Raw genomic sequence first — 22,355 nt, forward strand, 5'->3', positions numbered from 1 at the left:
TCTACCGCGCTCCGCAGACCTCCCTGTAGGGGAGTTGCGGCAGATGCTCCTCCCAGTCGGCCCGGGTCAGGATCCCGCCGGTGTGCTCGCAGACGTACTCCGCCGCGCGGTCCTCGTCCAGCGTCCACACCCGCGCCGTCAGGTCGTAGCCGGCGGAGGCGAGGGCGTCGCCGCGCGGGCTGAAGGCGACGGTGGTGACGGTGTCGAGATGGCCGGTGAGTTCCTGGCCGGCCGGCTCGGCACGGGCCGGGTCGGACACGTCCCACAGGCGGACCGTGTGGTCGCCGCTGCCGGTCGCCAGCGTCTTGCCGTCCGGGGCGAAGGACAGGGCCCTGACCGCCGCGCGGTGTCCGGTGAGCTCCTCCCCCAACGGCCGGGCGCGGTCGCGCCGTTCGACGTCCCGCACGTCCCACAGCCGCACCGTACGGTCGTCGCTGCCCGTCGCCAGTGTCGCCCCGTCCGGGGCGAAGGCCACCGCTTCGACCGACTCGTCGTGTCCGGTGAGGGCGGCGCCCGCGGGCCGGGCCCGCCTCCCGTCGCCGTCCACATGCCACAGGCGGGCCGTGGCGTCCTCGGCGCCGGTCGCCAGGAGGCGGCCGCCCCGGGCGAAGGCCACGGAGGTGACGGCGTCCGTGTGGCCGCGCAGCGGAGCGCCGAGCGGCCGTGCGCGCTCCGGTCGCCGTACGTCCCACAGCCGCACCGTGCCGTCCGCGCCGCCGGTGGCCAGGGTGCGGCCGTCCGGCGCGAACGCGACGGCGTCGACTCCCCCGTCGTGTGCGCGCACGGGCGCCCCGAGCGGGGCGGGGCGTTCCGGCGTGGAGAGGTCCCACAGGCGTACGGTGCCGTCCCCGGAGCCGCTGACCACCGTACGGCCGTTCGGCGCGAACGCGACGGCCAGCACCCGGTCTTCATGGGTGAGCGGCCGCGGCAGCCGGCGCGGGCGGTCCGGGCGGCGCGCGTCCCACAGGCGGACCAGCCCGTCGTCGGTGCTGGCGGCGGCGAGCAGGCGGCCGTCGGGGCTGTAGGCGACGGCGGTCACCGGGTTGGTGAAGTCGGTGAGGACGGTCGGCGGCCGGTGCCAGAGCAGGACGCCGCCGTCGGCGCCGGTGCTGGCGAGGGTACGGCCGTCGGGGCTGAAGGCGACCTCCCACACGGGCTCCGTGTGCCCGGTCAGCGGCTCCCCGAGCCGCTGTGGATAGGCGGGGTTGGCCACGTTCCACAACAGGGGCGCGTCGTCCTCGCCCGCGCTCGCCAGGGTCTCCCCGTCGGGGCTGAAGGCGACCGACATGACGGGCGCGGTGTGCCCGGTGAGCGGTTCGCCCAGTGACGTGAGCCGGCCCGGGCGGGACGCGTCCCACAGCCGTACGGTCTCGTCGAAGCCGGCGGTGGCCAGCGTGCGGCCGTCGGGCGAGAAGGCCAGGGTCCAGACCGGGGCGGTGTGGGCGCGCAGGGGCTTGCCCAGCGGTGTGATGCCGTCGTTCCCGCCGTACCGCCACATCCGGACGGTGCCGTCGTAGCCCGCCGTCGCCAGGGTGTTCCCGTCCGGGGCGAAGGTGACCGCGCGGACGCTGCGGTCCTCCGAGTCGTCGGCCGCGGCGGGCTCGCCGAGCGGCGCGGGACGGGCCGGGTCGGTCACGTCCCACAGGCGTACGGTGCCGTCGTCGCCGGCCGTGGCCAGGGTGCGGCCGTCGGGGGCGAAGGCGGCGGAGACGATGTTCTCCTCGTCGTGGCTCACCAGCGGGCGGCCGAGGGTGCGGGGGTGCTCGCGGTCGCGCACGTCCCACAGGCGGATGACGCCGCCGTCGCCGGTTGCCGCCAGCAGGTCGCGGCCCGCCGGTGCGAAGGCGACCGCGCCGACCCGGTCCGTCCCGAGCCGCAGCGGTGCGCCCAGGGGTCTGCCGCCGGTGTCCCACAGCCGGACCGTGCCGTCGTGGCCGCCGCCGGCCAGGGTGCGGCCGTCGGGCGCGTACGCGACGGAGCTGCCGGTCCCGTCGTGGCCGGGCAGCCGCGTGGCCAGGACCCGGCCCGCGTCCGAGGCCAGCCGGGTCCTCAGGTCCGGGGTGGAGCGCATGCGGTACGCGGCCACGTCGAGCCGGGCGGCCAGCCCGGCGTGGGTGTCGCGGACCCGGTCGGCCTCGGCGGTGAGCTGCCCGAACACGGCGTCGTCCCGTTCGGCCTGCGCGGTGGCGCGGGCCTGGAGGGCGACGACGGCGGTGCCGGTGGCGAGCAGGGCGAGCGCGGCGAGTACGGCCACGACCGTGCGGCGCAGGAGCGCGGCGCGGTGCCGGCGGCGGAGTGACGTGGTGAGGAACCGCCGTTCCAGCGCGGTCAGTTCGTCGCTGCCGGGGGTGGCGCCGTCCGCCGGGAAGGCGTCGCGGGCGGCGGACAGCCGGGAGCCGGCGTAGAGCGCGGCGTTCTCCTGCCCGAGGTCCTGCCAGGTGCGGGCCGCCTCGGAGAGCGCGCGGTGGACGCGCAGCCGGTCGCGTTCGGCGTCGATCCAGGCGCGCAGGCGGGGCCAGGCGGTGATGAGCGCCTCGTGGGCGAGGTCGGCGGTGCCGTCGTCGAAGGTGATGAGACGGGCCCGGGCCAGACGTTCCAGGACCACCCGGGTGTCGGTGGCGTTGCCGAAGTCGAGTTCCGCGTGGTCGGTGGGGCGGCGCGTGTCGGCGGTCCCTCCCCCAAGCTCTCGGCTTCGCTCGAGCAGGGGGGACCCCCATCCGGGCGCGACGAGGCGCAGCAGGATGCGGCGCGCCAACTCCGCCTGCGCCTCCGTAAGTTCGCCGTACACCTGCTCGGCCGTGCGGACGACGGCGCCGTGCAGCCCGCCGGCCGCCTCGTACGCGGTCTCGGTCAGGGCCCGGCCGCTGCGGTGGCGCCAGGTCTCCAGCAGGGCGTGCGACATCAGCGGCAGTCCGCCGGGGGCGCCCTCGACCTCGTCCAGGAGGCGGTCGGTCAGGGCGCGTTCGACGATCAGGCCGGACGCGGCGGCCGGGCGGACGATGGCCTCCCTCAGTTCCGCCCGGCTCATCGGCCCGGCGAGCAGCGTGGCGTCCTGCAACGCGGCGGTGAGCCCGGGGTGTTCGGCGCACCGGCCGAGGAAGTCGGCCCGCACCGCGATGACGACGCGCAGCCTGCTGTCCGCTGCGGTGGCGGCCACGAGACGGTCGATGAAGGTGTCCCGGTCGGCCGGGTCGGCGCCGAGGGTGTACAGCTCCTCGAACTGGTCGACGATCAGCCAGGTGTCGGCGTCGGTGTCCGGTACGGGTCCCAGCCGCTCGGCGTGCGTGCGCAGCGGATCGGCGCCGGGGGTGAGGATCCGTACGGCCGCGGGCGGCACGTCATCGCCGCCGGCCGCCCGCAGCCGGGGGATCAGGCCCGCCCGCAGCAGTGACGACTTGCCGCTGCCGGAAGGGCCGAAGACGGCGGTGAAGCGGTGTTTGCGGTTCAGCTCGGTGAGCCGCTCCACGAGCTGGTCGCGGCCGAAGAACAGTTCGGCGTCGCCCGGTTCGAACCGGGTCAGGCCGCGGTAGGGCGGCCGGGCGGTGTCCTCGGCGGCGGTCTCGGCGGCCACCTCCTCCGACGCCTCGCGCCAGCGCCGCTCCCACTCGGCGAGGTCGCCGCCGCACGCCTTGACGTAGGCGAGCGTCACAGCGCGGGTGGGCAGCTGCCTGCCCGCCGCCGCCTGCGACAGGGTGGTCACCCCGTACCCCGCCCGCCGGGCCATCTCCCGGTACGTGGGCCTGCCCGCGGCCTCGCGCAGCGCACGCAGCCCGGCGGCGAACCGCTGCACCGGCCCGGCCTCCGGATCCAGCTCGCCCTCAGCGCGACCCGGCCCTGATTGTCCCGGCACGTACCCGTCCCCCTCACCTCGTACGCCCTCCCCCGACCATCGGCCGTATCGGCCGCCGCGACACGGGCGTTCACCTGATCCTCACGCTTCCTCCAGGCCACTCGGTCCGGTTCGCGCCCCGGGGTTGTTCGGTGCTGGTGAGGGGCCAGCCGAACAACCGCGCACGGCGGTCGAATGGCCGAAGGACGTGGCCGGGACGGGCCATGGGGCGGCGGCCCGAACCCCGCGAGGGGAGGGTTCGGGCCGCCCCGCGTCCGCACACACCCGCGACAGGCTGGAGGAGAACCATGCACGGACGACATCGCACCCGGCACCTCGCCGTGGGGCTGGGCGCGGCGGCACTCACGATGACGCTCACGGCGACGACGGCACCCCACTCGGCATCAACGGCGGCAGAGCGCTACGGCTGGGGCGAGCCGCTCCCCGCGTGGTCGGACGAGTTCGGCTACGGCTCCGAGACCGGCCCCGCTGTACCGGACCGCGCCAAGTGGCGCCTGGCCGGCGGCGGTCCCGGCAAGTGCTGGCCGGGCCACAGCGACAACGGCCGCCGCTGCGACGCCAACACCCGGGTCGTCGGCGGGGTCCTGCGCATGACCGGCGAGGCGGACGGCGACAGCGGCTGGCTCGCCTCGCAGTACGGCCGGAAGTACGGCAGATGGGAGGCCCGCGTGCGCTCCCGGGCCACCGCCCCCGACCACGGCCGGCCGTACCACCCGCTGCTGATCCTGTGGCCGGACTCGAACGAACACCCCGAGGACGGCGAGTACGACTACCTGGAGAACGGCGCCCCCGGAGAGCAGTGCGCCGAGGCGTTCCTGCACTACCCGCACCCACAGGACGTGCCCGTCCAGCAGGAGCACGCCCGCAAGTGCGGCGTGGACCTGTCGCAGTGGCACAACGTGGCCGTCGAGTGGACCCCGGACCACCTGCGCGGCTTCATCGACGGCGAGGAGTGGTTCCGCTTCTCCGGCGGGGCGAACGCGGACCGCGACTGCATCCAGTGCGCCCCGTCGATGCACCAGACCATCCAGCTCGACAACTTCCACGGGGACGGCCTCCAGAGCGCCGTCTACGAAGTGGACTGGGCGCGGGTCTACGACCTGCCGGACGACGAGAGCGCGAGGTGACCGCGATGCCGGACTCCACGACGACGCGTATGCCGAAATCCCTGGTCTTCGTCCTCGTCCTGGCCGGCGCACACGCGCTCGGCAACGTCTTCGGCGGCTGGGCGGTCATCGACGAGAACCAGAGCAAGCTGGACCACGGGCAGGACCTGCTGATGCCGATGGCCATGGCCTGGTTCCTGGCGCTGTTCTGCTGGGGCCTGGCGGCACTCCAGGTCGCCTGCGTCGTCCTGGCGCGGGGCCGCCGCCTCTGGGTCCGTGTGGTGCTCATCGTGTGCCTGTCCTTCGCGGCCCTGGGGATGGTCTTCGCCTCCGTCGGCTCGCTGGTCGCCGGGGCACCCAGCCCCCCGGCGTTCCTGGTCGCGTTCGCGGACCTGGCGGCCCTGTGGACGGTGAGCGGCGAGACGGGCCGTCGGTACTTCTCGGTACGTGCCCCGGCTACGGAGGTGACCACCACATGACCTACCCCGCGTACGACCCACCGCGGCCCCCGGCCCCCGCCGACCCGCCGGCGTCTCCCGCCCACCCGTGGGCGTCCCCCGCCGACCCGCCGGCGGTGGCCCTCGGCAACGCCACGCTGCTCGGCATCGGCTATCTGCTGCTGGGCCAGTGGCGACTGGCCGCCGTCGCCGTGCTCGGCACGGCCGTGCTCCTCGACCTCACCGCCTCCACCGCCGAGACCTGGTACGAGGTCCTGCTGCTCCTTTGGTGGGCGGCCGGCATCGCCCACGGCTGGTTCCTGGCCCGTCGCCGCCCGGAGCAGACCGCACGACGCGGGCAGCGCGCGGGCACGCTCGGCCTCGCGCTCGCGGTGGTCCTGACCGCCGTACTGCTCCGTGCCGACGCGTACGGCATCGCGAACCGCGTGACCGAGGCCCGCGAGGGAGGCGACTGCAATGCGGCCGTGGCCGCGCAGGGCGAGGTGTGGTGGGGCCACCGCCTGGCGGGCGCGCCGGTGGTGGAACCCGGCGACGCGGTGGTGCAGGCGTGCCACCGGCTGGACGGGGCGGCGGCCACCCTGGCCCGCGCCGCGCGCAGTGGCAGCACCGAGGACCTGGGGCGGGGATTCGGCACGCTCGCCGGCGTCCTGAACGAGCCCGGCAACGAGCAGACCGTCAGGGCGGTCCTGGACACCTTCCTCGACGGCCTGCCCACCGACGACTCCTGCGACACCGCCGCCCTCACCGCCTGGCTCCGCGACCGCGGCACCGGCCACGACGTCCTGGACCGCTCCGCCGACGCGGCGGCACGCACGGAACCCGCCGCCCTGGTGGGATGCGGCGACCAGCTGATGACGGAGGACGCCTGGCAGCAGGCACGGACCCACTACCAGCGACTCCTCGACGCCTACCCGGACGACGCCCGCACCGGCGAGGCCCGCGACGGCATCCGCAAGGCCACCCTCGCCATCGAACTGGACCACGTGCGCGGCCTGGTCGAGAACACCTACGGCGCCGACTCCGGCTACTGCTCCAAGCCCGCGAAGTACAGCGGAGCCCCGCCGTACCGCAAGGGCGCCAACCGCGCACTGTTCCTCGGCGACTCCGAGTACACCGACAAGCTCCCCGGCTCCTGGCGCACCGGCGACCCGGCCAAGGCCGCGCTCGTGGTCTGCACGGAGGCGGCGGAGAACGGAACCGCCGTGGAGACCTGCGCCTACGAGAACGACAAGTCGAAGTACCTGCCCCACCAAGTGACCTTCTACAAGGTCAAGATCCCTCTGAAGGTCTACGAACTGCGCACCGGTAAGCGCCTCGACCCCCGCTCGGTGCAGATCAGCGGCGGAAGCTGCCCGAGCGTCCTGCGCTACGAGTACTACATGCACGACCTGGGGCCGGGCGACCAGTTCGTGTCGACGTCCAAGTCCGGCGTACGGGACGCGTTCCGCCCGGTCGTCCGACGGTGACCACCCGTCCTCCCGGCCCGGTCCGTCCCGTCACGCCCGCCGCATCCGCCGCAGCGCGGCCCGGGCCGGGAGAACGGTGACCGCCGTGGCGAGCAGCAGACAGCCGGCCACCACGCCCGCGAGCCAGGGCCAGGCCACCGACAGCTCGACCGGCAGCCCCAGTTCCCGGCGCAGCCCTTGAGCCATGCCGAACAGGGCGGGAGCGGCCACCGCCAGGCCCAGGGCGGCGCCCAGGGCGACGACGCAGCACGTCTCGGCCGCGAGCGTCAGCAGCACCTGGCGCGGTGTCGCACCGGACAGGCGCAGGACGCGGAGGTCCCGTACCCGGCCCGCGGTCGCCGTCAGCACGGTGGAGGCGACGGCGATCATGGTGTATCCCGTCGTGATGGTGACGAGGATCAGGGTGAACAGCCACACCAGCCGGTCCTCCTCGGCGTCGTCCGAGGCCGCGTGGACCGCCACCGGGACCTCCTCCGCGCCGAGTCCCGGGAGGGACGGCGCAGGTGTGGCGGTGGTGCGGTAGACGACGTCCGCGAGGGCCGACGGGTCGTGGGCGCGTACCAGCTCACGCGGCAGGAACACCTGGTACGGCATCGAGTCGTCCAGCACGGCTCTCACGCGCAGGTGCCGGGTGCGGCCGTCCTCGAAGGTGAGGGTGGCGGTACGGCCCTCCTGCCAGCCGTGCGCGGCGGCCACGGCGGCGGTGACGACGACGGTGTTCCCGCGGGGTGCCCGCGCCCGGAACGCCTGCTCGAACCCGGGCGTCACCCCGGCCGCCGACAGGGCCGCCCTGCCCACGCCGCCGTAGACCGTCGTCGACAGCAGCGCCGTGCCCCCGACCCGGTCGACCGCGGCGTCCGACAGGCCCGGTGTGCCGCGGGGCACGACGGCCGCCTCGGCCCGTACGGCCGCGGCCTGCCGGGTGGTGCCGGCGCTCTGGGTGGTCTGCACGGCGCTGGTGATCAGCACGGCGAAGGCGACGGTCGCCAGCACCGGGGTGATCGTGGCGGAGGTGCGGCGCACCGAGGTGAGCATGCTCTCGCGTACGAGCACGGCCGTGGCACCGGGGCGCCGGGCGAGCGGCCGGGTCAGCGCCCCGATCACGGGCCGGGTCAACACCGGCAGGAGGAGGGTGAGTCCGGCGGTCAGGCCCATGGCCGCGCCCAGGACCAACAGGACCATGGCGTCGGCCCCCGCGACGGCCGTACCCACCGAGCAGGCCGCGCCCAGGCCCGTCGCCGCCAGCCCCGTGACCCACCGGCGGCGGGTCATCGGCCCGCTGTCCACCGCGGCCTCCCGCATCGCCTCCAGCGGCTTCACCCGGGAGGCCCGACGTGCCGCCGCACCCGCTCCGGCCAGTGCCACGGCCACGCCCAGGGCCCAGGCGGCGGCCGGTACCCACCACCGGATGCTCACCTCGAAGCCGGCCGGCTGGAAGCCCGCGTCGATCAGCAACCCGGTCATCGCGGGCGCCATGACGACTCCCGCGACCGCCCCCGCCCCGGCGCCGACGACGCCCACCGCCAGGGCCTCGCCGTACACCAGCCGCCGCACCTGCCGCGGTGTCGCGCCGATCGTGCGCAGCAGGCCGAACTCGCGGCGCCGCTGGGCGACGGTGAACGCGAACGTCGAGGACACGTTGAAGACGGTGACGAAGGCGGAGAGCAGCGCCATGGCGGTGAGCACCTGGCCGCCGATCCAGCGGGTCATCTCGTCCTGCTTCGGCGCGAGCGCGTCACGGGAGGCACCGGTCAGGACGGTTCCGTCAGCGCCGACGGCGTTCCGGGCGGCGTCCGCGACCCGGGCGGGGTCGGTGCCGGGATCGAGCACCAGCCCGATGGTCCGTACCCCACCCGCCAGTTCGGCGGCCCGCCGGTCGGTGACGTAGTAGCCGGGGCCGTCGATCGTGCCGGACACCGAGAAGCGCTGCGGTCCGCGCGCCGTCAGCACCGTGAGGGGCTCGCCCGGCCGGTGCCCGAGGGAGTCGTCCACGACGATCTCGTCTTCCACCGCCGGCGGTCTGCCCGTGCTCAGGCCGTACGCGGCGAGCGCCGCGGCCGACCAGGGGTGGCCCTGCCGCTCCCCCGTGCGCTGATCGCTGCCGGGCGCCTGCGCGTAGAAGGACCGGTCGGCCACTGCGGCGGCCACTCCCGGCAGCCGGCCGAGCTCCCGCCGCAGTTCCCCGGCGCGCTCCGGCGCCCACGGCGGGTTCTCCGTGAACACCCCGGCGGCCGGCGCCCCCGCCGGGCTCCGCACCAGCACCGGCGCCCCCGCGAGCCGCTGCGGCACTCCCGTACCGTCCGACAGCAGCACCAGCGCGCTCATGGTGACGACCGCGACGCCCACCGCCACGGCCACGAAGGACCCCAGGAAGGAGGTCCACCGCTCTCTCGCTGTCGCCAGGCTGATCACGGCCGCACCTCCAGGGCGGCCGTCCGCGCCGCGATCGCCTCGGCGCCCTCGGCGCCCGGCAGCTCGTCCGCGAGCCGGCCGTCGGCCAGCAGCAGCACCCGGTCCGCGTACGCCGCGGCGGCCGGGTCGTGCGTCACCATCACGACCGTCTGTCCGCGGCTGTCCACCAGGTCCCGCAGCAGCCGCAGCACGACCCGCGAGGCGGTGCTGTCCAGTGCGCCGGTCGGCTCGTCGGCGAAGAGGACCGCGGGCCGGGCGATCATCGCCCGGGCGATCGCGACACGCTGCTGCTGGCCTCCGGACAGTTCGCTCGGCCGGTGTCCGTGCCGGTCCGCGAGCCCCACCGCGGCGAGTGCCGCGTGCACCTCGTCCGGCGAGGGGCGTGACCCGGCCAGCCTCAGGGGCAGTTCGACGTTCTGCGCGGCGGTCAGAGCCGAGACCAGGTTGAACGCCTGGAAGACGAATCCGATCCGCTCCCGGCGCAGCACCGTGAGCGCGTTCTCGTCCAGCCCGCCCAGTTCCGTACCGCCGATCAGCACCTCGCCGGCGCTCGGCCGGTCGATGCCCGCCGCGCAGTGCAGCAGGGTGGACTTGCCGGAGCCGGAGGGGCCCATGACGGCTGTCATCGTCCCGGCCGCGAAGTCCAGGGTGACGTCGTCGAGTGCGGTGACGGCGCGGTCGCCGGTGCCGTAGTACTTGGTCAGCGACCGGAGTTGGACGGGAAGCGGGGCCGAAGCGCCTTGTCCCGTAGTGGTGTTCGTTGTGGTCATGCCCTCAAGACAACGACGGGGGCCCCGCCCGGCACATTGCCGCCTGGGCGAGAGCCGATACTCCACCTGGCACTACTGCCTCCGTCCCCCGGCGCCGCTACGGTCGACCGCGTGACCACCCGTTACTCAGAGCCTCAGCGTCTCTCAGCAATCCAGGCGTTTCCGTCTGGAAGGTCCGTGACGGTGTCACCAGAGCGCGAGTGGCGCTTCGGTGTCCTGACGACGGTCTCCCGTTTCCTTCCGCCGCTGGTGCGGCAGGCTTGCGCCACCTGCCCGCCCGCCCCGGCCGGTGTTCCGGCCGGGGCGTTGGCAGCGGGTCTTACGGTCGGCTCCACGGGGCTTCGGCGCCGTGTCGGCGCCCTGGTCTCCGGCCACTCCGGTACCAGTGGTGCAGGCCGCCGCGAGGGCGACCAGGTTGCGGGCTGCGTTCTCGTCCCGGTCCATCACCAGCGGGCACTCGTCGCAGTCGAAGACTCTCACGTGCAGCGGCAGCTTGGCTTTCGTTGCGCCGCAGTTCGAGCAGGTCTTGGAGGAGGGGTACCAGCGGTCGGCCACGATGGTGGGGCAGGCGTTGCGCCTGCCCTTGTAAGTGAGCTGGCGCCGGATCTCCCCGAATCCGGCATCGGCCACGCGGCGCGCGAGTCGTTTGTTGCGGAGCATTCCGGCGACGTTGAGGTCTTCGACCACTACGGTGCCGTACTCGGCGCGCACGCGGGTGGTGAGTTTGTGCAGGGCGTCGGTGCGCAGGTTCACCACCCGGTCGTGGAGCTTGTTGCGCTCGCGGTTGGCCTTCTCCCACCGCTTCGACGGCTTCTGGCCGGTCCTGCGGTCCGGTCCCTGCCGACGGGAGACACGGCGGGAGTGGAACCTCAGCAGCTTGAAGGTGCCGTCCAGGTGCTTCGGGTTCGGCTCGTAGCGGATCTCGCCGGAGCTGTCGGCCAGGACGGCGAGGTGCTTGACGCCCAGGTCGATCCCGACCGCCGCATCCGGGCGGGCAACGCGGGTGATCTCCCGGGCGGTCTCGGTCTGGAGGGAGACAAACCAGCGCCCGCGCTCATGCCGGACGGTCGCGGACAGGATGCGCGCCGTGCCGGCCTGGATGCGGTCCAGGAGCCTGACGGTGGGTTCGTGGGTGCGGATCGTGCCCAGGCGGGGCAGAGTGACGTGCCGGCCGTCCGCTTCGACGCGGATCGTGCCGGTGGTGAACCGGCAGGCCAGTCGGGCCTTGCGTTTCGGCTTCCGGCGCGGGACACCCACCCGGCATCCCTTGCGTTTGCCCTGCCTGGCCTTGGCGTAGTTGTCGAACGCGGCTGCCGCGTTCGCGAGGCCGGTGTTGTAGGCCTCTTTGGAGTTCTCCTGCCACCAGTCGGCGAATCTCGCCTCGGTGGTCTTGACCCGGTTGAACTCCTTGCGCAGCGCGGGCAGCGACCACGGCCGCCACGGCGTCAGCTCCTCTTCGCCGATGCCATAGGTGGCTTCGGCCTTGCGCTGCCACCACGAGGCGGTCACCCAGGACACGGCCCAGTTGTAGGCGGCACGAGCGGCACCGCAGTGCGAGCGCAGCGCCCGCTCCTGCCCGGCGTTCGGATCGAGAGCGAACCTGTGGGCCTGCACCACGCAGCCGGGCCGCGCCCTGAACTTCCCACCCACTCGGCAGCCTCCCCCCGGTTCGAAGATTCCCTCACCGCATCCAACGCACAGCGCCCGCAAAGGTCACGCATTCGATGAGGGAACACTCGTTTCCGTCCACGGGGCAAAGACCAGGGCCACTACAAGGCAGGGCACGCCATGACGCACGGTCTCTGTCGGAGAGCTTCACGCCGTCACGCCACAAGCCGAGTGGGGCTGAGACGTACTGATGGATCGCGCGGCAGCCGTCAGCCCTCGAACGGTCCTGGAGGCCCTCACCCGCAGCCCGTTGGGGTTTCTCCGTACCGCCTGGCCGTGGCGCGCACTGGGGTACCTGCTGTCCGGCGGGGTGTTCGCGACCGGTGTCTATCTCGGTGTGGCCGGGCTGTTCACCGCGCCCATCGGCTCGTTCGCCAGGGTGCTCTGCGCCGGGGCGCTGGTGGTCTTCGCCGTCGCCCTCGCCGGTCCCCTGGAACGCCGCCGCCTCGCTCTCGTCGACCGGGGCGACCGTGACGGCGGTGACGGCGGCGGCAGTGGCGACCGGCAGCGGCCGCGGCACAGTACGCGCACCGCAGGCTACGGCGCCGTGTCCGTCCTGGCGGTCGGCTGGCTGGACCTCGCCGTCGCCCTGGTTTCGCTCGGCATCCCGGGCTTCCTCCTCCTGACGCCCTTCCAGCCCACCGCCGTGGCCTGGCAGACCGTGGCGGGCCCGGTCGCGGGCGCGCTGCTGCTGCCCGTGGCCGCGTATCCCATCGGGGCGTGGGCCGCCGTCCGTGCCGCGGTGGGCCGTGCCGTGCTCTTCCCGAAGGACCGCGAACTGCGCGAGGTCGTACGCTCCCGGGCCCGCCTCGTCGACGCCTTCGAGACGGAACGCCGCCGCATCGAACGCGACCTGCACGACGGTGCCCAGCAGCGGCTCGTCGCCCTCACCATGAAGCTGGGCCTGGCCACCCTCGACCTGCCGCCCGGCAGCGCGGCGGCGCAGCAGGTCGGCGAGGCCCACGCCCTCGCCAAGGAGGCGCTCACCGAGCTGCGCGAACTGATCCGGGGCATCCACCCGCAGATCCTGACGGAACGCGGACTGCCCGCCGCCGCACGGGACATCGCCGGGCGCTGCCCGATCCCCACCGACCTCGCCCTCGACCTCCCGGGCCGGCTGCCGGCCGCCGTCGAGCAGACGGCGTACTACGTGACCGCCGAGGCCCTCACCAACATCGCCCGGCACAGCGGGGCCGACCGCTGCCGCGTCACCGCCCGCTGCCGCGACGGCGTGCTCCGCCTCGACATCGAGGACAACGGCTCCGGCGGCGCCGACCCCGCTCGCGGCACGGGCCTCGTCGGCCTCGCCGACCGGATCGCCGCCGCCGGCGGCAGAATGCTCCTGTCCAGCCCGCCCGGCGGACCCACACTGCTGAGAGCGGAGATCCCGTGCGCCGGCCCACCCTCCTGAGAGCGGAGACCTGATGCGGCAGTCCCTCCGCATAGTGCTCGCGGAAGACGCCGTCCTCCTGCGCGAAGGCCTCGTCCATCTGCTGGAGCGCTTCGGCCACCGGGTGCTCGCCGCCGTGGGCGACGGCCCGGACCTGCTCGCCGCCGCCCGGGAACACCGTCCCGACCTGGTGATCACCGACGTCCGCATGCCACCGGGCCAGACGGACGAGGGCCTGCGCACGGCCCGCCGGCTCCAGGCCGAACAGCCCGGGCTTGCGGTCCTCGTGCTCAGCCAGTACGTCGAGCAGACCTTCGCCGACGAGCTCCTGGACGACCGCCGCACCAACGTCGGAACGGGCTACCTCCTGAAGGAACGCATCGGCGACGTCGAGGAGTTCGCCGACGCCGTCGCCCGCGTCGCCGCCGGGGCGACGGTCGTCGACCCCGAAGTCGTACGCCAGCTCCTCGCCCGCCGCCGCGACCCCCTGGACCGGCTCACGCCCCGCGAACGCGAGGTCCTCGCCCTCATGGCGGAGGGCCGTTCCAACGCGGCGATCGCCCGCCGCCTGGTCGTCACGGACGCGGCCGTCGCCAAGCACATCGCGAGCATCCTCCAGAAACTGGACCTGCCCCCGTCTGCCCCCGACGACCACCGCCGCGTCCTGGCGGTACTGGCCTACCTGCGCGCCTGACTCAGCACCGGCCCGCCGGCCGAGGGCCTCGGCCCCGCCCGCCGTGCCTTCACCGCGCGCAGCCCCAGGAACACCAGCAGCCCGAACGGTGACAGCAGGACCGTGAGAACCAGCAGCGGTCCCATCAGCAGGGCGGAGATCTCCAGCCGCCGGCCCTCCCGGTACATCCACTGCCCGATCAGCAGGTCCCAGGCGATGACCTGCGCCCAGACGGCACCGGCACCGTCCGGGAGGGCCGTCAGCTCGCGGAAGCTGCCGAGGTCCGGGCTGCTGACCGCGGTCCACAGCTCGGGGAACACCGGTACCGCGAGCGCGAGATGCACGAAGAGCACCGGCAGCACGGTCAACGGTGACCCGGCGATGCGAGCGGTCGGCCCCCACGCCGGCGCGAAGATCATGAGCAGCCAGACGGGCGCGGCCAGGAGGAAGGAGAGCTCGAAGAGGAATCCGGTCATGACACGAGGTCCTTCGAGGCGGGAACACCTGTCACAGCCGTCGCCCCCTGTGGAGGCGAGGTCCGGCCCGCCCGCAAAGCCCCGTACGTCCCGAGAGTGACGGCGAGCAGGTCGCCGTCGAGGACATGGTGGAGGGCGTGGTCATCGGCACGGTCCTGGGCGAGGCGGTGTTCAGCGCACTGCGCCGCCTGGCCCATGTCGACGCGTCGGCCCGGCTGTACGGGGCGGAGGGGACGCCGGGAGGCGAGCAGAACTAGCCGGGACGCGGAGCCCCGAGCGGTGCTGACCCTTCGGTAATGTGTTCGCCCGAGGCGGCCCGAACGGCTGCTGCCAGACGGACCGGGGGGAACACCGATGACAAGCGCTCACGCCTTAACCGAGGCCGGGAGCAGCCCACCGCCGGAGAGCGACAGGGTTGTCGACGTACGGGACCTGCGGATGCGCTACCGCACCCAGGACGTCCTGAAGGGGGTCGGGTTCACGGCCCGGCGAGGCGAAGTCGTCGTGCTGCTCGGACCGAACGGCGCGGGCAAGACGACCACGATCGAAGTCCTGGAAGGCTTCCGGATGCGCTCGGCCGGTGACGTGAGCGTCCTCGGCACCGATCCGGCCCGCGGGGACGAGCGGTGGCGTGCGCGCCTGGGCATCGTGTTGCAGTCCTGGCGCGACCACGGCAAGTGGCGGGTGCGGGAACTGCTGGCCCATCTCGGCTCGTACTACGCGCCGTACTCCACCGACCTCGTACGGCGGCCGTGGGACGCCGACGAGCTCATCGCCGCCGTGGGCCTGACCGAGCAGGCGGACAAGCGGGTCGGAACCCTGTCCGGCGGGCAGCGCAGGCGTTTCGACGTGGCCGTCGGCATCGTCGGCCGACCCGAGCTGCTGTTCCTGGACGAGCCGACGGCGGGTCTGGACCCGGAGGCCAGGAACGAGTTCCACGGCCTGGTCCGCGGGCTCGCGGGCGAGAACACCACCGTTCTGCTGACCACGCACGACCTCGCCGAGGCGGAGAAGCTCGCCGACCGGATCCTCATCCTGGCCGGTGGCCGGATCGTGGCCGACGGCCCGGCCGAGGAGCTGTCCCGGCAGGCATCGGCCGAGGCCACCGTGCGCTGGACGCGGGACGGGCGGCCCTTCGAGGAGTCGACGCCCGAGCCCACCCGGTTCGTCCGCCGGCTGTTCGAGGAGCACGGCGACGCCATCGGCGGGCTGGAGGTGCGCCGGGCGAGCCTGGAGGACACCTACCTGACGATGGTTCGGGAGCTGGAGGCGGGGAGCGTCCCCGAAGAGCGGGCGGCGGCACACGCCTTCGGGGAGGAAGCGCGATGAGTCCGGTGTGGTACGCGGCGGGAGTAGGAGTGCGGCGCGGCTGGACGGAACTCCGGCAGACCTTCACCACCGGCCAGGACGTGTTCGGTTACGTACTCTGGACGGTCCTGCTCCTCGTGCCGCTGTTCCTGCTCAAGGACGATCCCCTCAAGGGCGCCGGCATCTCGACCGGCGCGTTCATGCTGCCGAGCATGCTCGGCATGACGCTCGCGTTCACCGGGATGATGACCACGGCGCAACTGCTCGCGACCGAACGCGAGGACGGCACCCTGCTGCGGGCCAAGGCCGTGCCGCACGGCATGGTCGGCCACCTGGTCGGCAAAATCATCATGGTGTCGGGGACGGCGCTCGTCTCCATGGCCCTCCCCTTCGCCGTCGGCGTGTTCCTGGTCGACGGGGTGGCCCGACAGGGCGGCGGAGCGTTGCTGCCGCTGGTGTGGGTGGTGCCGCTGGGTCTCCTGGCGACCCTGCCGATCGGCGCCGTCATCGGCTCACTGGTCAGCAGTCCGCGCACCGTCGGGTTGCTGATGCTCCCGGTGATGGGACTCGTCGCGATCTCCGGCATCTACTTCCCCCTGTCGGAGCTGCCCGACTGGCTGCGGACCGTCGCGCAGATCTTCCCCGTGTACTGGCTCGGCCTCGGTCTTCGGGCCGCGTTGCTGCCGTCCGAAGCGGTCGCCGCCGAGATCGGCGCCTCCTGGCAGCACCTGGAGACAGCGGGCGTGCTGAGTGCCTGGGCGGTCGCCGGGCTGCTCCTCGCGCCGTCCGTCCTGCGCAGGATGGCCCGCCGCGAGTCCGGGGCCGCGATGGCGGAGCGGCGCCAGAAGGCGATGCAGCGGGTCGGTTAGTGATGCGCCGGGGTCGGACCGAAAGCGTCCCCCAGGGGGTTCGCCACGTGCTCAGGGACGGAGCCCATGCGGCAAGCTTCCCAGCCCAGGCCAAGCGAGACCCGTAGTCCCTCAGCGCGGCGAGGGTCTATGACGTGGCGGACGATGAGACAGCAAGCAGCTGCGCACCTCCAGAGCGCAACGCCACGACAGGGTTACGCCTACGCCGCCATGACCGTGGTCATGGATCACCGGGACGCTGCCTTTCCTGAGACGGCCGGTCTCCACTCGACCCCCGGGCCTTAAGGGGTATGGCGGTGGCCGACGCCGTCGCCGCGCAGCATTCATGTCCTCCTGCGACCGGCTGAGCGGGTCGCAGGAGGACAGGTTGTGGTCTGCATACGTTTCGCTTCGGCGCGGCGGAGTCGATCCGGGGCCGCCTACCGGGTGGGGTCGGTCATGCGCCGAGGCCCTGGCCGAACCCGCCGTCCACGGGGAGTTCCACGCCGGTGGTGAAGGTGGCGTCGACGGCCAGGTACAGCGCGGCGGCGGCGACCTCCTCCACGGTGCCTCCTCGGCCCATCGGTGTGGAGGCGTTTCCCTGTTCGACGAACTCGGCGCGCTGCTCGTCGCTCAGTTCGGCGACGCCCATGGTGGGGGTGAGGATGAAGCCGGGGGCGATCGCGTTGACGCGGATCTTGCGGGGGAGCAGCTCGGCGGCGAGCACCTTGGCGAAGGCGGCGACGGCCTCCTTCGCCCCGGAGTAGGCGCTGAGACCGGGGAAGATCTGGTCGTTGGAGACGGTGGTGAACACGATCGAGCCGCCTTCGGACATCAGCGGCGCCAGCCGCTGCACGGTGAAGAAGGCGCCCTTGGCGTTGACGTCGAAGATGCGGTCCCACGATTCCTCGGTGACCTCTTCGAGCGTCTGGAACTCGGCGATGCCCTGGTTGACGAACAGATAGTCGACGCGGCCGAGGCGGTCGGCGACCTGATCGCCGAGGGCGGCGATGGCAGTGGCGTCAGTGGCGTCGGAGCGCACCGGGTGGGCCAGCGGGGTGTCGAGTGCCGCCTGGGCCTCGGCGAGTCGCTGGTCATCGCGCCCGGTGTAGATGACCTCGGCGCCGCGGTCGGTTAAGGCCCGGACGATGGCCCGGCCCATGCCGATGGTGCCGCCGGTGACCACGGCCTTCTTACCCGCCAGGGCCTTCGGATCGATGGTGGGAGATTCCTGGGTGCTGTGAGTCGTTGTCATGGCGGCTAAGCTAAACCTTGACATTGATGTCAGAGTCAAACCTCTGTGCCGGGAGTCATATGTTCATCGGCGAGCTGTCGAGGCGGACCGGCGTCAGCACCAGGAGCCTGCGGTACTACGAGCAGCAAGGGCTGCTGCGACCGCAGCGGCGAGCCAGCGGCTACCGCGAGTTCGACGAGTCCGATGTGGCCACCGTGCGCCGGGTCCGGATCCTGCTCGCGGCCGGGCTGAATACCGACCTGATCCGGGAGGTGCTGCCCTGCATGGCCGATGAGGGAGCCATCCTGGCGCCGACCTGCGAGGAAATGGCCCAGGACCTCAAGGACGAACGCGAGCGCCTGGGCCGCTCCATCGAACAGCTCCAAGTTGCCCACGCCATGCTCGGCTCGATCATCCACGCCGGCGAACCGGTCACCGTCCAGGCTGGCTGCGACGGATAGGGACGCGAGCCCCGCAACGCCCTCACGTCGTGGCCATTGCCCTCACGCCGTCGGCGGCACCGCCCGTACCAGGCCCGTCTGGTGGGCGATGACGACCAGTTGCGCACGGTCGCGGGCGTTCAGTTTGGTCATGGCGCGGTGGATGTGGGTGCGTACGGTCAGCGGGCTGAGCGTGAGGTCCTCGGCGATCTCGGTGTTGGACCCACCTTCCGCGGCCAGGGCCATCACCTCGCTTTCGCGGACCGTGAGGTCGGCGAGGCGTCCGGTGAGCGCGGCTCGCCGCCGGCACGGCAGGGTCCGCTGTCGTGTTCGCCGGGCTCACCGTCGTCATCGCGCTGGCCGGGCTCGCCCGCGCCCGGCGGCGAGAAGGTCACCGCCGCCGAGAACAAGCAGGCCATCGAGAAGGCCGTGACCGGTCTCGGCGACGGCACACAGGTCGCGAGCGCCGTCGACCCGTTCCGGGGCCGGGCTTGAGAACGCAGTACGAGCGGGCCCCCGTCCACTTCGGGTACGAGATTCCCGAGCCATCCGCCGAGTCCTGTGCTACCGTCGTTGTTGTTGCAGTTTTGGTTCCCAGAGACTTCGAGTGCTCTATCGACCTTTTGTCGACGAGCACTCTTTTTAGTTTCCGAGGATTTTCGGATCTCTCCGAGGGTGATCATTTCAGCGACTCCGAGTCCGTAAAGTGCGGCTCTCGGGTTTGTCCCCCTAAGGGAGATTCAGCATGGCATCTGGCACTGTGAAGTGGTTCAACGCGGAAAAGGGCTTCGGCTTCATCGAGCAGGAGGGCGGCGGTCCCGACGTGTTCGCCCACTACTCGAACATCGCCACCTCCGGCTTCCGCGAGCTTCAGGAAGGCCAGAAGGTTACCTTCGACGTCACGCAGGGCCAGAAGGGCCCGCAGGCCGAGAACATCGTGCCCGCCTGACGCTGACGCGTCCGACGTGACCGGGGCCCGCACCGTGAGGTGCGGGCCCCAGCCTTGTTTTCATCCAACACCCGGCTCAGTCTGCGAATCCTGGTGCGGCCCGTTCACAGCCGCCGGGAATTCCCCGATACGTGCCGCATCGAGGAAGGATCCCCTTGGATCGCACCGCTCGCAAGAACAACGGCTCGCCCCACTCCCGTAAGGCGGGGGGCCGAGGCACGTCGGCCCGTAACGCCGGCGCGGGCCGCGGCGGCCACGGGCGCCGCACCGCGCCCGGCGGGGAGTTCGCACCGCCGGCCACCATCACCCCGGCGCTGCCCGCCGTCGAGGACTTCGCCGGTCTCGGCCTGCCCGAGCGGCTGCTGGCCGCGCTGCGCGCCGAAGGCATGACCGTGCCGTTCCCGATCCAGGCGGCGACACTGCCGAACTCCCTGGCCGGCCGGGACGTGCTGGGCCGCGGGCGCACGGGCTCGGGCAAGACGCTCGCCTTCGGCCTCGCCGTACTGGCCCGCATCGACGGGCAGCGGGCCGAGCCCCGGCAGCCGGTGGCCCTCGTCCTCGTCCCCACCCGGGAACTGGCCCAGCAGGTCACCGACGCGCTCACCCCCTACGCGCAGGCGTTGCGCCTGCGGCTCACCACGGTGGTCGGCGGCATGTCGATCGGCCGCCAGGCGAGCGCGCTGCGCGGCGGCGCCGAGGTCGTCGTCGCGACGCCCGGCCGGCTCAAGGACCTCATAGACCGCGGCGACTGCCGGCTGGACCGGGTCAGCGTCACCGTCCTGGACGAGGCCGACCAGATGACGGACATGGGCTTCATGCCGCAGGTGACCGCCCTGCTGGACCAGGTGCAGCCCGGGGGCCAGCGACTGCTGTTCTCGGCCACGCTGGACCGCAACGTCGACCGCCTGGTCCGCACCTACCTCCACGACCCCGTGGTCCACTCCGTCGATCCGTCGGCCGGCGCGGTCACGACGATGGAGCATCACCTGCTGCACGTGGACGACGCCGACAAGCACGCCACCACGACGGAGATCGCCGCCCGCGACGGCCGCGTGATCATGTTCCTGGACACCAAGCACGCCGCCGACCGGCTGGCCAAGAAGCTCCTGGCCGTCGGAGTGCGCGCCTCGGCCCTGCACGGCGGCAAGTCCCAGTCCCAGCGCACCCGGACCCTGGCCCGGTTCAAGGACGGCGAGGTCACGGTCCTGGTGGCCACCAACGTCGCCGCCCGCGGCATCCACGTCGACAACCTCGACCTGGTCGTCAACGTGGATCCGCCCGCCGACCACAAGGACTACCTGCACCGCGGCGGCCGTACCGCCCGGGCCGGCGAGTCGGGCACCGTCGTCACGCTGGTCCTGCCCCACCAGCGCCGCGAGACGGCCCGTCTGATGGCCGACGCCGGCATCTCCCCGCGCATCACCCGGGTCCGCTCGGGCGAGGCCGAACTGAGCCGCATCACCGGTGCTCAGGCGCCGTCGGGCGTGCCCGTCGTCCTCACACCGCCGCCCTCCGAGAGCGGCCCCGCGCGCACGGGTTCCACCCCGCGCGCACGGCGCGGCAGGCCCGCCCGGGGCCGCCGCCGCTGACCTGCTCTCGGAAGCGGAGGCCGCGCGGTCCGCGTCACGTGCCGGTCCGCGCCGGAGACAGCCGCACCACCGTCCCCTCCCCGTTCGACGACAGCAGCAGGGAGCCGTCCGGGGCGGTGGTGAGACCCGCGAACCGGGGGGCCACGCCGGGGAGTCCGTGGGTGAAGAGGGCGGCTTGTCGGCGAGCCCCGTCAGGCCGCCGTTCGCGTCGCCGCCGGTGTAGTCGTAGTCCCAGCGGCTGGTGTGGAACATGTGCCCCTTGAAGGTCTCGATGCCTTCGATCCCGGGCAGTTCGGGCTGGCTGAGCAGCCCGTTCGGGTGCCTCTGTGGCGCGTGAGGGCGACCGGCTTCGGAGGGGCGGGCCCTGTGCCTTCCGTGGACCCGACCGGCCTCAGCCCACCCCGAGCAGGGACGTCAGGCGCCCGTGGCCCCGTCCCACCCCCATTCCCCGCGCACCCACTCGCGCCCCTTGCGGCCCATGTCCCGGGCCAGTTCCGCATCGGCCAGCAGCAGCGTGAGCACGGCCGACATGACGGCTGTGGCACCGGCCCGTACGGCGGCCCGCCGCCCGGCGGTCACGGCAAGCAGGGCGAGCCCGACGGGCAGCAGCGGCCAGGCCGTCCACTTCAGCGACGCGGCGGCGCCGAGCGCGAGCCCGGAGGCGGCGGGGCCGCCGCCGCGGCCCGCGAGGGCGAGCGCGAGACACATCAGGGCGATGACCGGCAGGTCGACACCGCCGACGGCGAGCGGGAGGGCGACGGCGGGGGTGGCGGCGAGCCAGAGGAGAGGCCGTGCGGTGCCGTGCCGGGGCGGCCGGGAGCCCCTGCCCAGCACGGCGGCCAGCCCCATGGCCCCGAGTGACACCAGCGCGAACCACAGCCGGGCGTCCGCGAGCGGGACGTCACCCAGGACGGCCCGGGGCAGCCCGAAGAGCGCCATGCCGGGCAGGTACGGGTTGTAGTCCCGCAGTTCGGCCGGGTCCGGGACGTACGGCGTGCCGGAGTCCAGCAACAGCCCGCCGGACCGCTCGACGACCGTGACCTCCAACTGCCGTGCCCCGGCGGCGACCAGGAGCACCAGCGGCACCAGGACGGACCCGACGGCGGCCACCGCCGCGCTCGCCCGGCCCCAGGGCCGCGCGGCGAGGCGGGCGACGAGCGCGGCGAGACCGTATCCGACGGTGGCGCAGGCGCCCCACACCTGGTGCGGGGCGATCGTCGTACGCAGACTCAGCAACAGTGCGAAGACGGCACAGGCGGCCCAGCACAGGGTCTCCCGGCGGCGGCCGGGGCTCCGCCCCGACGGCGGAAGGGAGACGGGAACGGGGACGTTGCCCGTGAAGCGCACCGGTGCGGCGGTACGCACGGCTGCTGCCGCCGAGCCCGACACCAGCGGGCCGGACAACAGCCCCCGCGAACGCCCCTGCATCCCGCTCCCCTGTCCACCACCGGCCGGCCGGCCTTCCTTCCGTCCTTCCGGCAAGTCTTCGCAAGGGGCGCACGCGAAGCGTCACACCGGGCACCGATCCTGGGAGTCGACCCGTGGTTCTCGTCCGGCACCCGGATCAACCCGTACGGTGACGCGGGCCGGACCGCTCCGGCCGACAATGTGGGGATGCGTCAGTCGTCCCTGCGCCCCACCGCCTGGCCGCGCCCCCCCCCCCCCCCCCCCCCCCCCCCCCCCCCCCGCCCCCCCCCCCCCCCCCCCCCCCCCCCCCC

17 protein-coding genes and 2 pseudogenes are annotated in these 22,355 nt (G+C 73.4%); 11 read left to right on the forward strand and 8 right to left on the reverse strand.

Annotated features, from left to right (window positions below):
• Nucleotide 1: 1 nt before the first annotated feature.
• Nucleotides 2-3,850, reverse strand: a complete 3,849-nt coding sequence (locus AOQ53_RS23840; protein ID WP_059420285.1) for an nSTAND1 domain-containing NTPase — start codon at nucleotides 3,848-3,850, stop codon at nucleotides 2-4.
• A 287-nt stretch (nucleotides 3,851-4,137) separates the two neighbouring features.
• Between AOQ53_RS23840 and AOQ53_RS23845 the strand changes: the two genes are divergently transcribed.
• Genes AOQ53_RS23845 through AOQ53_RS23855 form a run of 3 tightly spaced genes read left to right on the forward strand, consistent with a single transcriptional unit; the run spans nucleotide 4,138 to nucleotide 6,880 of the window.
• Nucleotides 4,138-4,977 carry a glycoside hydrolase family 16 protein gene (locus tag AOQ53_RS23845; RefSeq protein ID WP_059420286.1) on the forward strand — a complete coding sequence of 280 codons (840 nt, stop codon included), beginning with the start codon at nucleotides 4,138-4,140 and terminating at the stop codon, nucleotides 4,975-4,977.
• A 5-nt stretch (nucleotides 4,978-4,982) separates the two neighbouring features.
• Nucleotides 4,983-5,435 (forward strand): hypothetical protein, encoded by a 453-nt coding sequence (locus tag AOQ53_RS23850; protein WP_148640372.1) that lies wholly within the window; start codon nucleotides 4,983-4,985, stop codon nucleotides 5,433-5,435.
• Nucleotides 5,432-6,880, forward strand: a complete 1,449-nt coding sequence (locus tag AOQ53_RS23855; RefSeq protein WP_059420289.1) for a hypothetical protein — start codon at nucleotides 5,432-5,434, stop codon at nucleotides 6,878-6,880. Before AOQ53_RS23850 ends, AOQ53_RS23855 begins: the two co-directional genes overlap by 4 nt.
• Before the next feature lie 30 nt (nucleotides 6,881-6,910).
• On the opposite strand, the gene AOQ53_RS23860 is transcribed toward AOQ53_RS23855, so the two are convergent.
• The 3 genes from AOQ53_RS23860 to tnpB form a co-directional block, all read right to left on the reverse strand.
• Nucleotides 6,911-9,292: an ABC transporter permease gene (locus AOQ53_RS23860; RefSeq protein WP_059420290.1), complete on the reverse strand. Its 2,382-nt coding sequence runs from the start codon at nucleotides 9,290-9,292 to the stop codon at nucleotides 6,911-6,913.
• Nucleotides 9,289-10,062, reverse strand: a complete 774-nt coding sequence (locus AOQ53_RS23865) for an ABC transporter ATP-binding protein (RefSeq protein ID WP_059420291.1) — start codon at nucleotides 10,060-10,062, stop codon at nucleotides 9,289-9,291. Before AOQ53_RS23865 ends, AOQ53_RS23860 begins: the two co-directional genes overlap by 4 nt.
• Before the next feature lie 186 nt (nucleotides 10,063-10,248).
• Nucleotides 10,249-11,712: an IS607 family element RNA-guided endonuclease TnpB gene (gene tnpB, locus AOQ53_RS23870; RefSeq protein ID WP_078945464.1), complete on the reverse strand. Its 1,464-nt coding sequence runs from the start codon at nucleotides 11,710-11,712 to the stop codon at nucleotides 10,249-10,251.
• A gap of 208 nt (nucleotides 11,713-11,920) precedes the next feature.
• Here tnpB and AOQ53_RS23875 point away from each other — a divergent pair, with 208 nt between their 5' ends.
• Nucleotides 11,921-13,141, forward strand: coding sequence for a sensor histidine kinase (locus AOQ53_RS23875; protein WP_059420292.1), 1,221 nt, complete (start codon nucleotides 11,921-11,923; stop codon nucleotides 13,139-13,141).
• A 13-nt stretch (nucleotides 13,142-13,154) separates the two neighbouring features.
• The gene (locus AOQ53_RS23880; RefSeq protein WP_059420293.1) at nucleotides 13,155-13,814 is read left to right on the forward strand and encodes a response regulator; all 660 of its coding nucleotides are present in this window, start codon (nucleotides 13,155-13,157) and stop codon (nucleotides 13,812-13,814) included.
• Here AOQ53_RS23880 and AOQ53_RS23885 read toward each other — a convergent pair.
• Nucleotides 13,799-14,269 (reverse strand): ABA4-like family protein, encoded by a 471-nt coding sequence (locus tag AOQ53_RS23885; RefSeq protein WP_059420295.1) that lies wholly within the window; start codon nucleotides 14,267-14,269, stop codon nucleotides 13,799-13,801. The genes AOQ53_RS23880 and AOQ53_RS23885 overlap by 16 nt on opposite strands.
• 107 nt (nucleotides 14,270-14,376) lie before the next feature.
• Between AOQ53_RS23885 and AOQ53_RS41520 the strand changes: the two are divergent.
• The 3 genes and pseudogenes from AOQ53_RS41520 to AOQ53_RS23895 form a co-directional block, all read left to right on the forward strand.
• A pseudogene (locus AOQ53_RS41520) lies at nucleotides 14,377-14,526 on the forward strand (MerR family transcriptional regulator); the annotation flags it as partial.
• A 97-nt stretch (nucleotides 14,527-14,623) separates the two neighbouring features.
• On the forward strand, nucleotides 14,624-15,598 hold the full coding sequence (locus AOQ53_RS23890) for an ABC transporter ATP-binding protein (RefSeq protein ID WP_059420297.1): 975 nt from the start codon (nucleotides 14,624-14,626) through the stop codon (nucleotides 15,596-15,598).
• Complete coding sequence (locus AOQ53_RS23895; RefSeq protein WP_059420299.1) at nucleotides 15,595-16,446, forward strand: ABC transporter permease; 852 nt, start codon at nucleotides 15,595-15,597, stop codon at nucleotides 16,444-16,446. The genes AOQ53_RS23890 and AOQ53_RS23895 overlap by 4 nt, the downstream gene beginning before the upstream one ends.
• A 436-nt stretch (nucleotides 16,447-16,882) precedes the next feature.
• On the opposite strand, the gene AOQ53_RS23900 is transcribed toward AOQ53_RS23895, so the two are convergent.
• On the reverse strand, nucleotides 16,883-17,680 hold the full coding sequence (locus tag AOQ53_RS23900; RefSeq protein ID WP_059420301.1) for an SDR family NAD(P)-dependent oxidoreductase: 798 nt from the start codon (nucleotides 17,678-17,680) through the stop codon (nucleotides 16,883-16,885).
• Nucleotides 17,681-17,739: 59 nt separating this feature from the next.
• Between AOQ53_RS23900 and AOQ53_RS23905 the strand changes: the two genes are divergently transcribed.
• On the forward strand, nucleotides 17,740-18,120 hold the full coding sequence (locus AOQ53_RS23905) for a MerR family transcriptional regulator (RefSeq protein ID WP_059420303.1): 381 nt from the start codon (nucleotides 17,740-17,742) through the stop codon (nucleotides 18,118-18,120).
• 42 nt (nucleotides 18,121-18,162) lie between these two features.
• On the opposite strand, the pseudogene AOQ53_RS23910 reads toward AOQ53_RS23905, so the two are convergent.
• Nucleotides 18,163-18,381 (reverse strand): annotated as a pseudogene (locus tag AOQ53_RS23910) (response regulator transcription factor); the annotation flags it as partial.
• A 463-nt stretch (nucleotides 18,382-18,844) separates the two neighbouring features.
• On the opposite strand from AOQ53_RS23910, the gene AOQ53_RS23915 reads away from it, so the two are divergent.
• Both AOQ53_RS23915 and AOQ53_RS23920 read left to right on the forward strand, forming a co-directional pair.
• Nucleotides 18,845-19,048 (forward strand): cold-shock protein, encoded by a 204-nt coding sequence (locus AOQ53_RS23915; protein WP_010032345.1) that lies wholly within the window; start codon nucleotides 18,845-18,847, stop codon nucleotides 19,046-19,048.
• A 155-nt stretch (nucleotides 19,049-19,203) separates the two neighbouring features.
• Nucleotides 19,204-20,637 carry a DEAD/DEAH box helicase gene (locus AOQ53_RS23920; RefSeq protein ID WP_059420305.1) on the forward strand — a complete coding sequence of 478 codons (1,434 nt, stop codon included), beginning with the start codon at nucleotides 19,204-19,206 and terminating at the stop codon, nucleotides 20,635-20,637.
• A 414-nt stretch (nucleotides 20,638-21,051) separates the two neighbouring features.
• On the opposite strand, the gene AOQ53_RS23925 is transcribed toward AOQ53_RS23920, so the two are convergent.
• Entirely contained in the window at nucleotides 21,052-22,065 is a 1,014-nt protein-coding gene (locus AOQ53_RS23925) for a glycosyltransferase 87 family protein (protein ID WP_236711765.1), read from the reverse strand.
• Between the last annotated feature and the right edge of the window lie 290 nt (nucleotides 22,066-22,355).

Origin of the sequence: Streptomyces azureus (assembly GCF_001270025.1) — a bacterium.
Taxonomy (GTDB): Bacteria; Actinomycetota; Actinomycetes; order Streptomycetales; family Streptomycetaceae; genus Streptomyces; species Streptomyces azureus.

Bases quoted from the DNA above. Each gene is read 5' to 3' on its own strand.
- AOQ53_RS23845 (WP_059420286.1), top strand. From the start codon at position 4,138: ATGCACGGACGACATCGCACCCGGCACCTCGCCGTGGGGCTGGGCGCG.
- AOQ53_RS23850 (WP_148640372.1), top strand. From the start codon at position 4,983: ATGCCGGACTCCACGACGACGCGTATGCCGAAATCCCTGGTCTTCGTC.
- AOQ53_RS23855 (WP_059420289.1), top strand. From the start codon at position 5,432: ATGACCTACCCCGCGTACGACCCACCGCGGCCCCCGGCCCCCGCCGAC.
- AOQ53_RS23865 (WP_059420291.1), bottom strand. From the start codon at position 10,062: ATGACCACAACGAACACCACTACGGGACAAGGCGCTTCGGCCCCGCTT.
- AOQ53_RS23875 (WP_059420292.1), top strand. From the start codon at position 11,921: ATGGATCGCGCGGCAGCCGTCAGCCCTCGAACGGTCCTGGAGGCCCTC.
- AOQ53_RS23880 (WP_059420293.1), top strand. From the start codon at position 13,155: ATGCGGCAGTCCCTCCGCATAGTGCTCGCGGAAGACGCCGTCCTCCTG.
- AOQ53_RS23885 (WP_059420295.1), bottom strand. From the start codon at position 14,269: ATGACCGGATTCCTCTTCGAGCTCTCCTTCCTCCTGGCCGCGCCCGTC.
- AOQ53_RS23890 (WP_059420297.1), top strand. From the start codon at position 14,624: ATGACAAGCGCTCACGCCTTAACCGAGGCCGGGAGCAGCCCACCGCCG.
- AOQ53_RS23895 (WP_059420299.1), top strand. From the start codon at position 15,595: ATGAGTCCGGTGTGGTACGCGGCGGGAGTAGGAGTGCGGCGCGGCTGG.
- AOQ53_RS23900 (WP_059420301.1), bottom strand. From the start codon at position 17,680: ATGACAACGACTCACAGCACCCAGGAATCTCCCACCATCGATCCGAAG.
- AOQ53_RS23905 (WP_059420303.1), top strand. From the start codon at position 17,740: ATGTTCATCGGCGAGCTGTCGAGGCGGACCGGCGTCAGCACCAGGAGC.
- AOQ53_RS23915 (WP_010032345.1), top strand. From the start codon at position 18,845: ATGGCATCTGGCACTGTGAAGTGGTTCAACGCGGAAAAGGGCTTCGGC.
- AOQ53_RS23925 (WP_236711765.1), bottom strand. From the start codon at position 22,065: ATGCAGGGGCGTTCGCGGGGGCTGTTGTCCGGCCCGCTGGTGTCGGGC.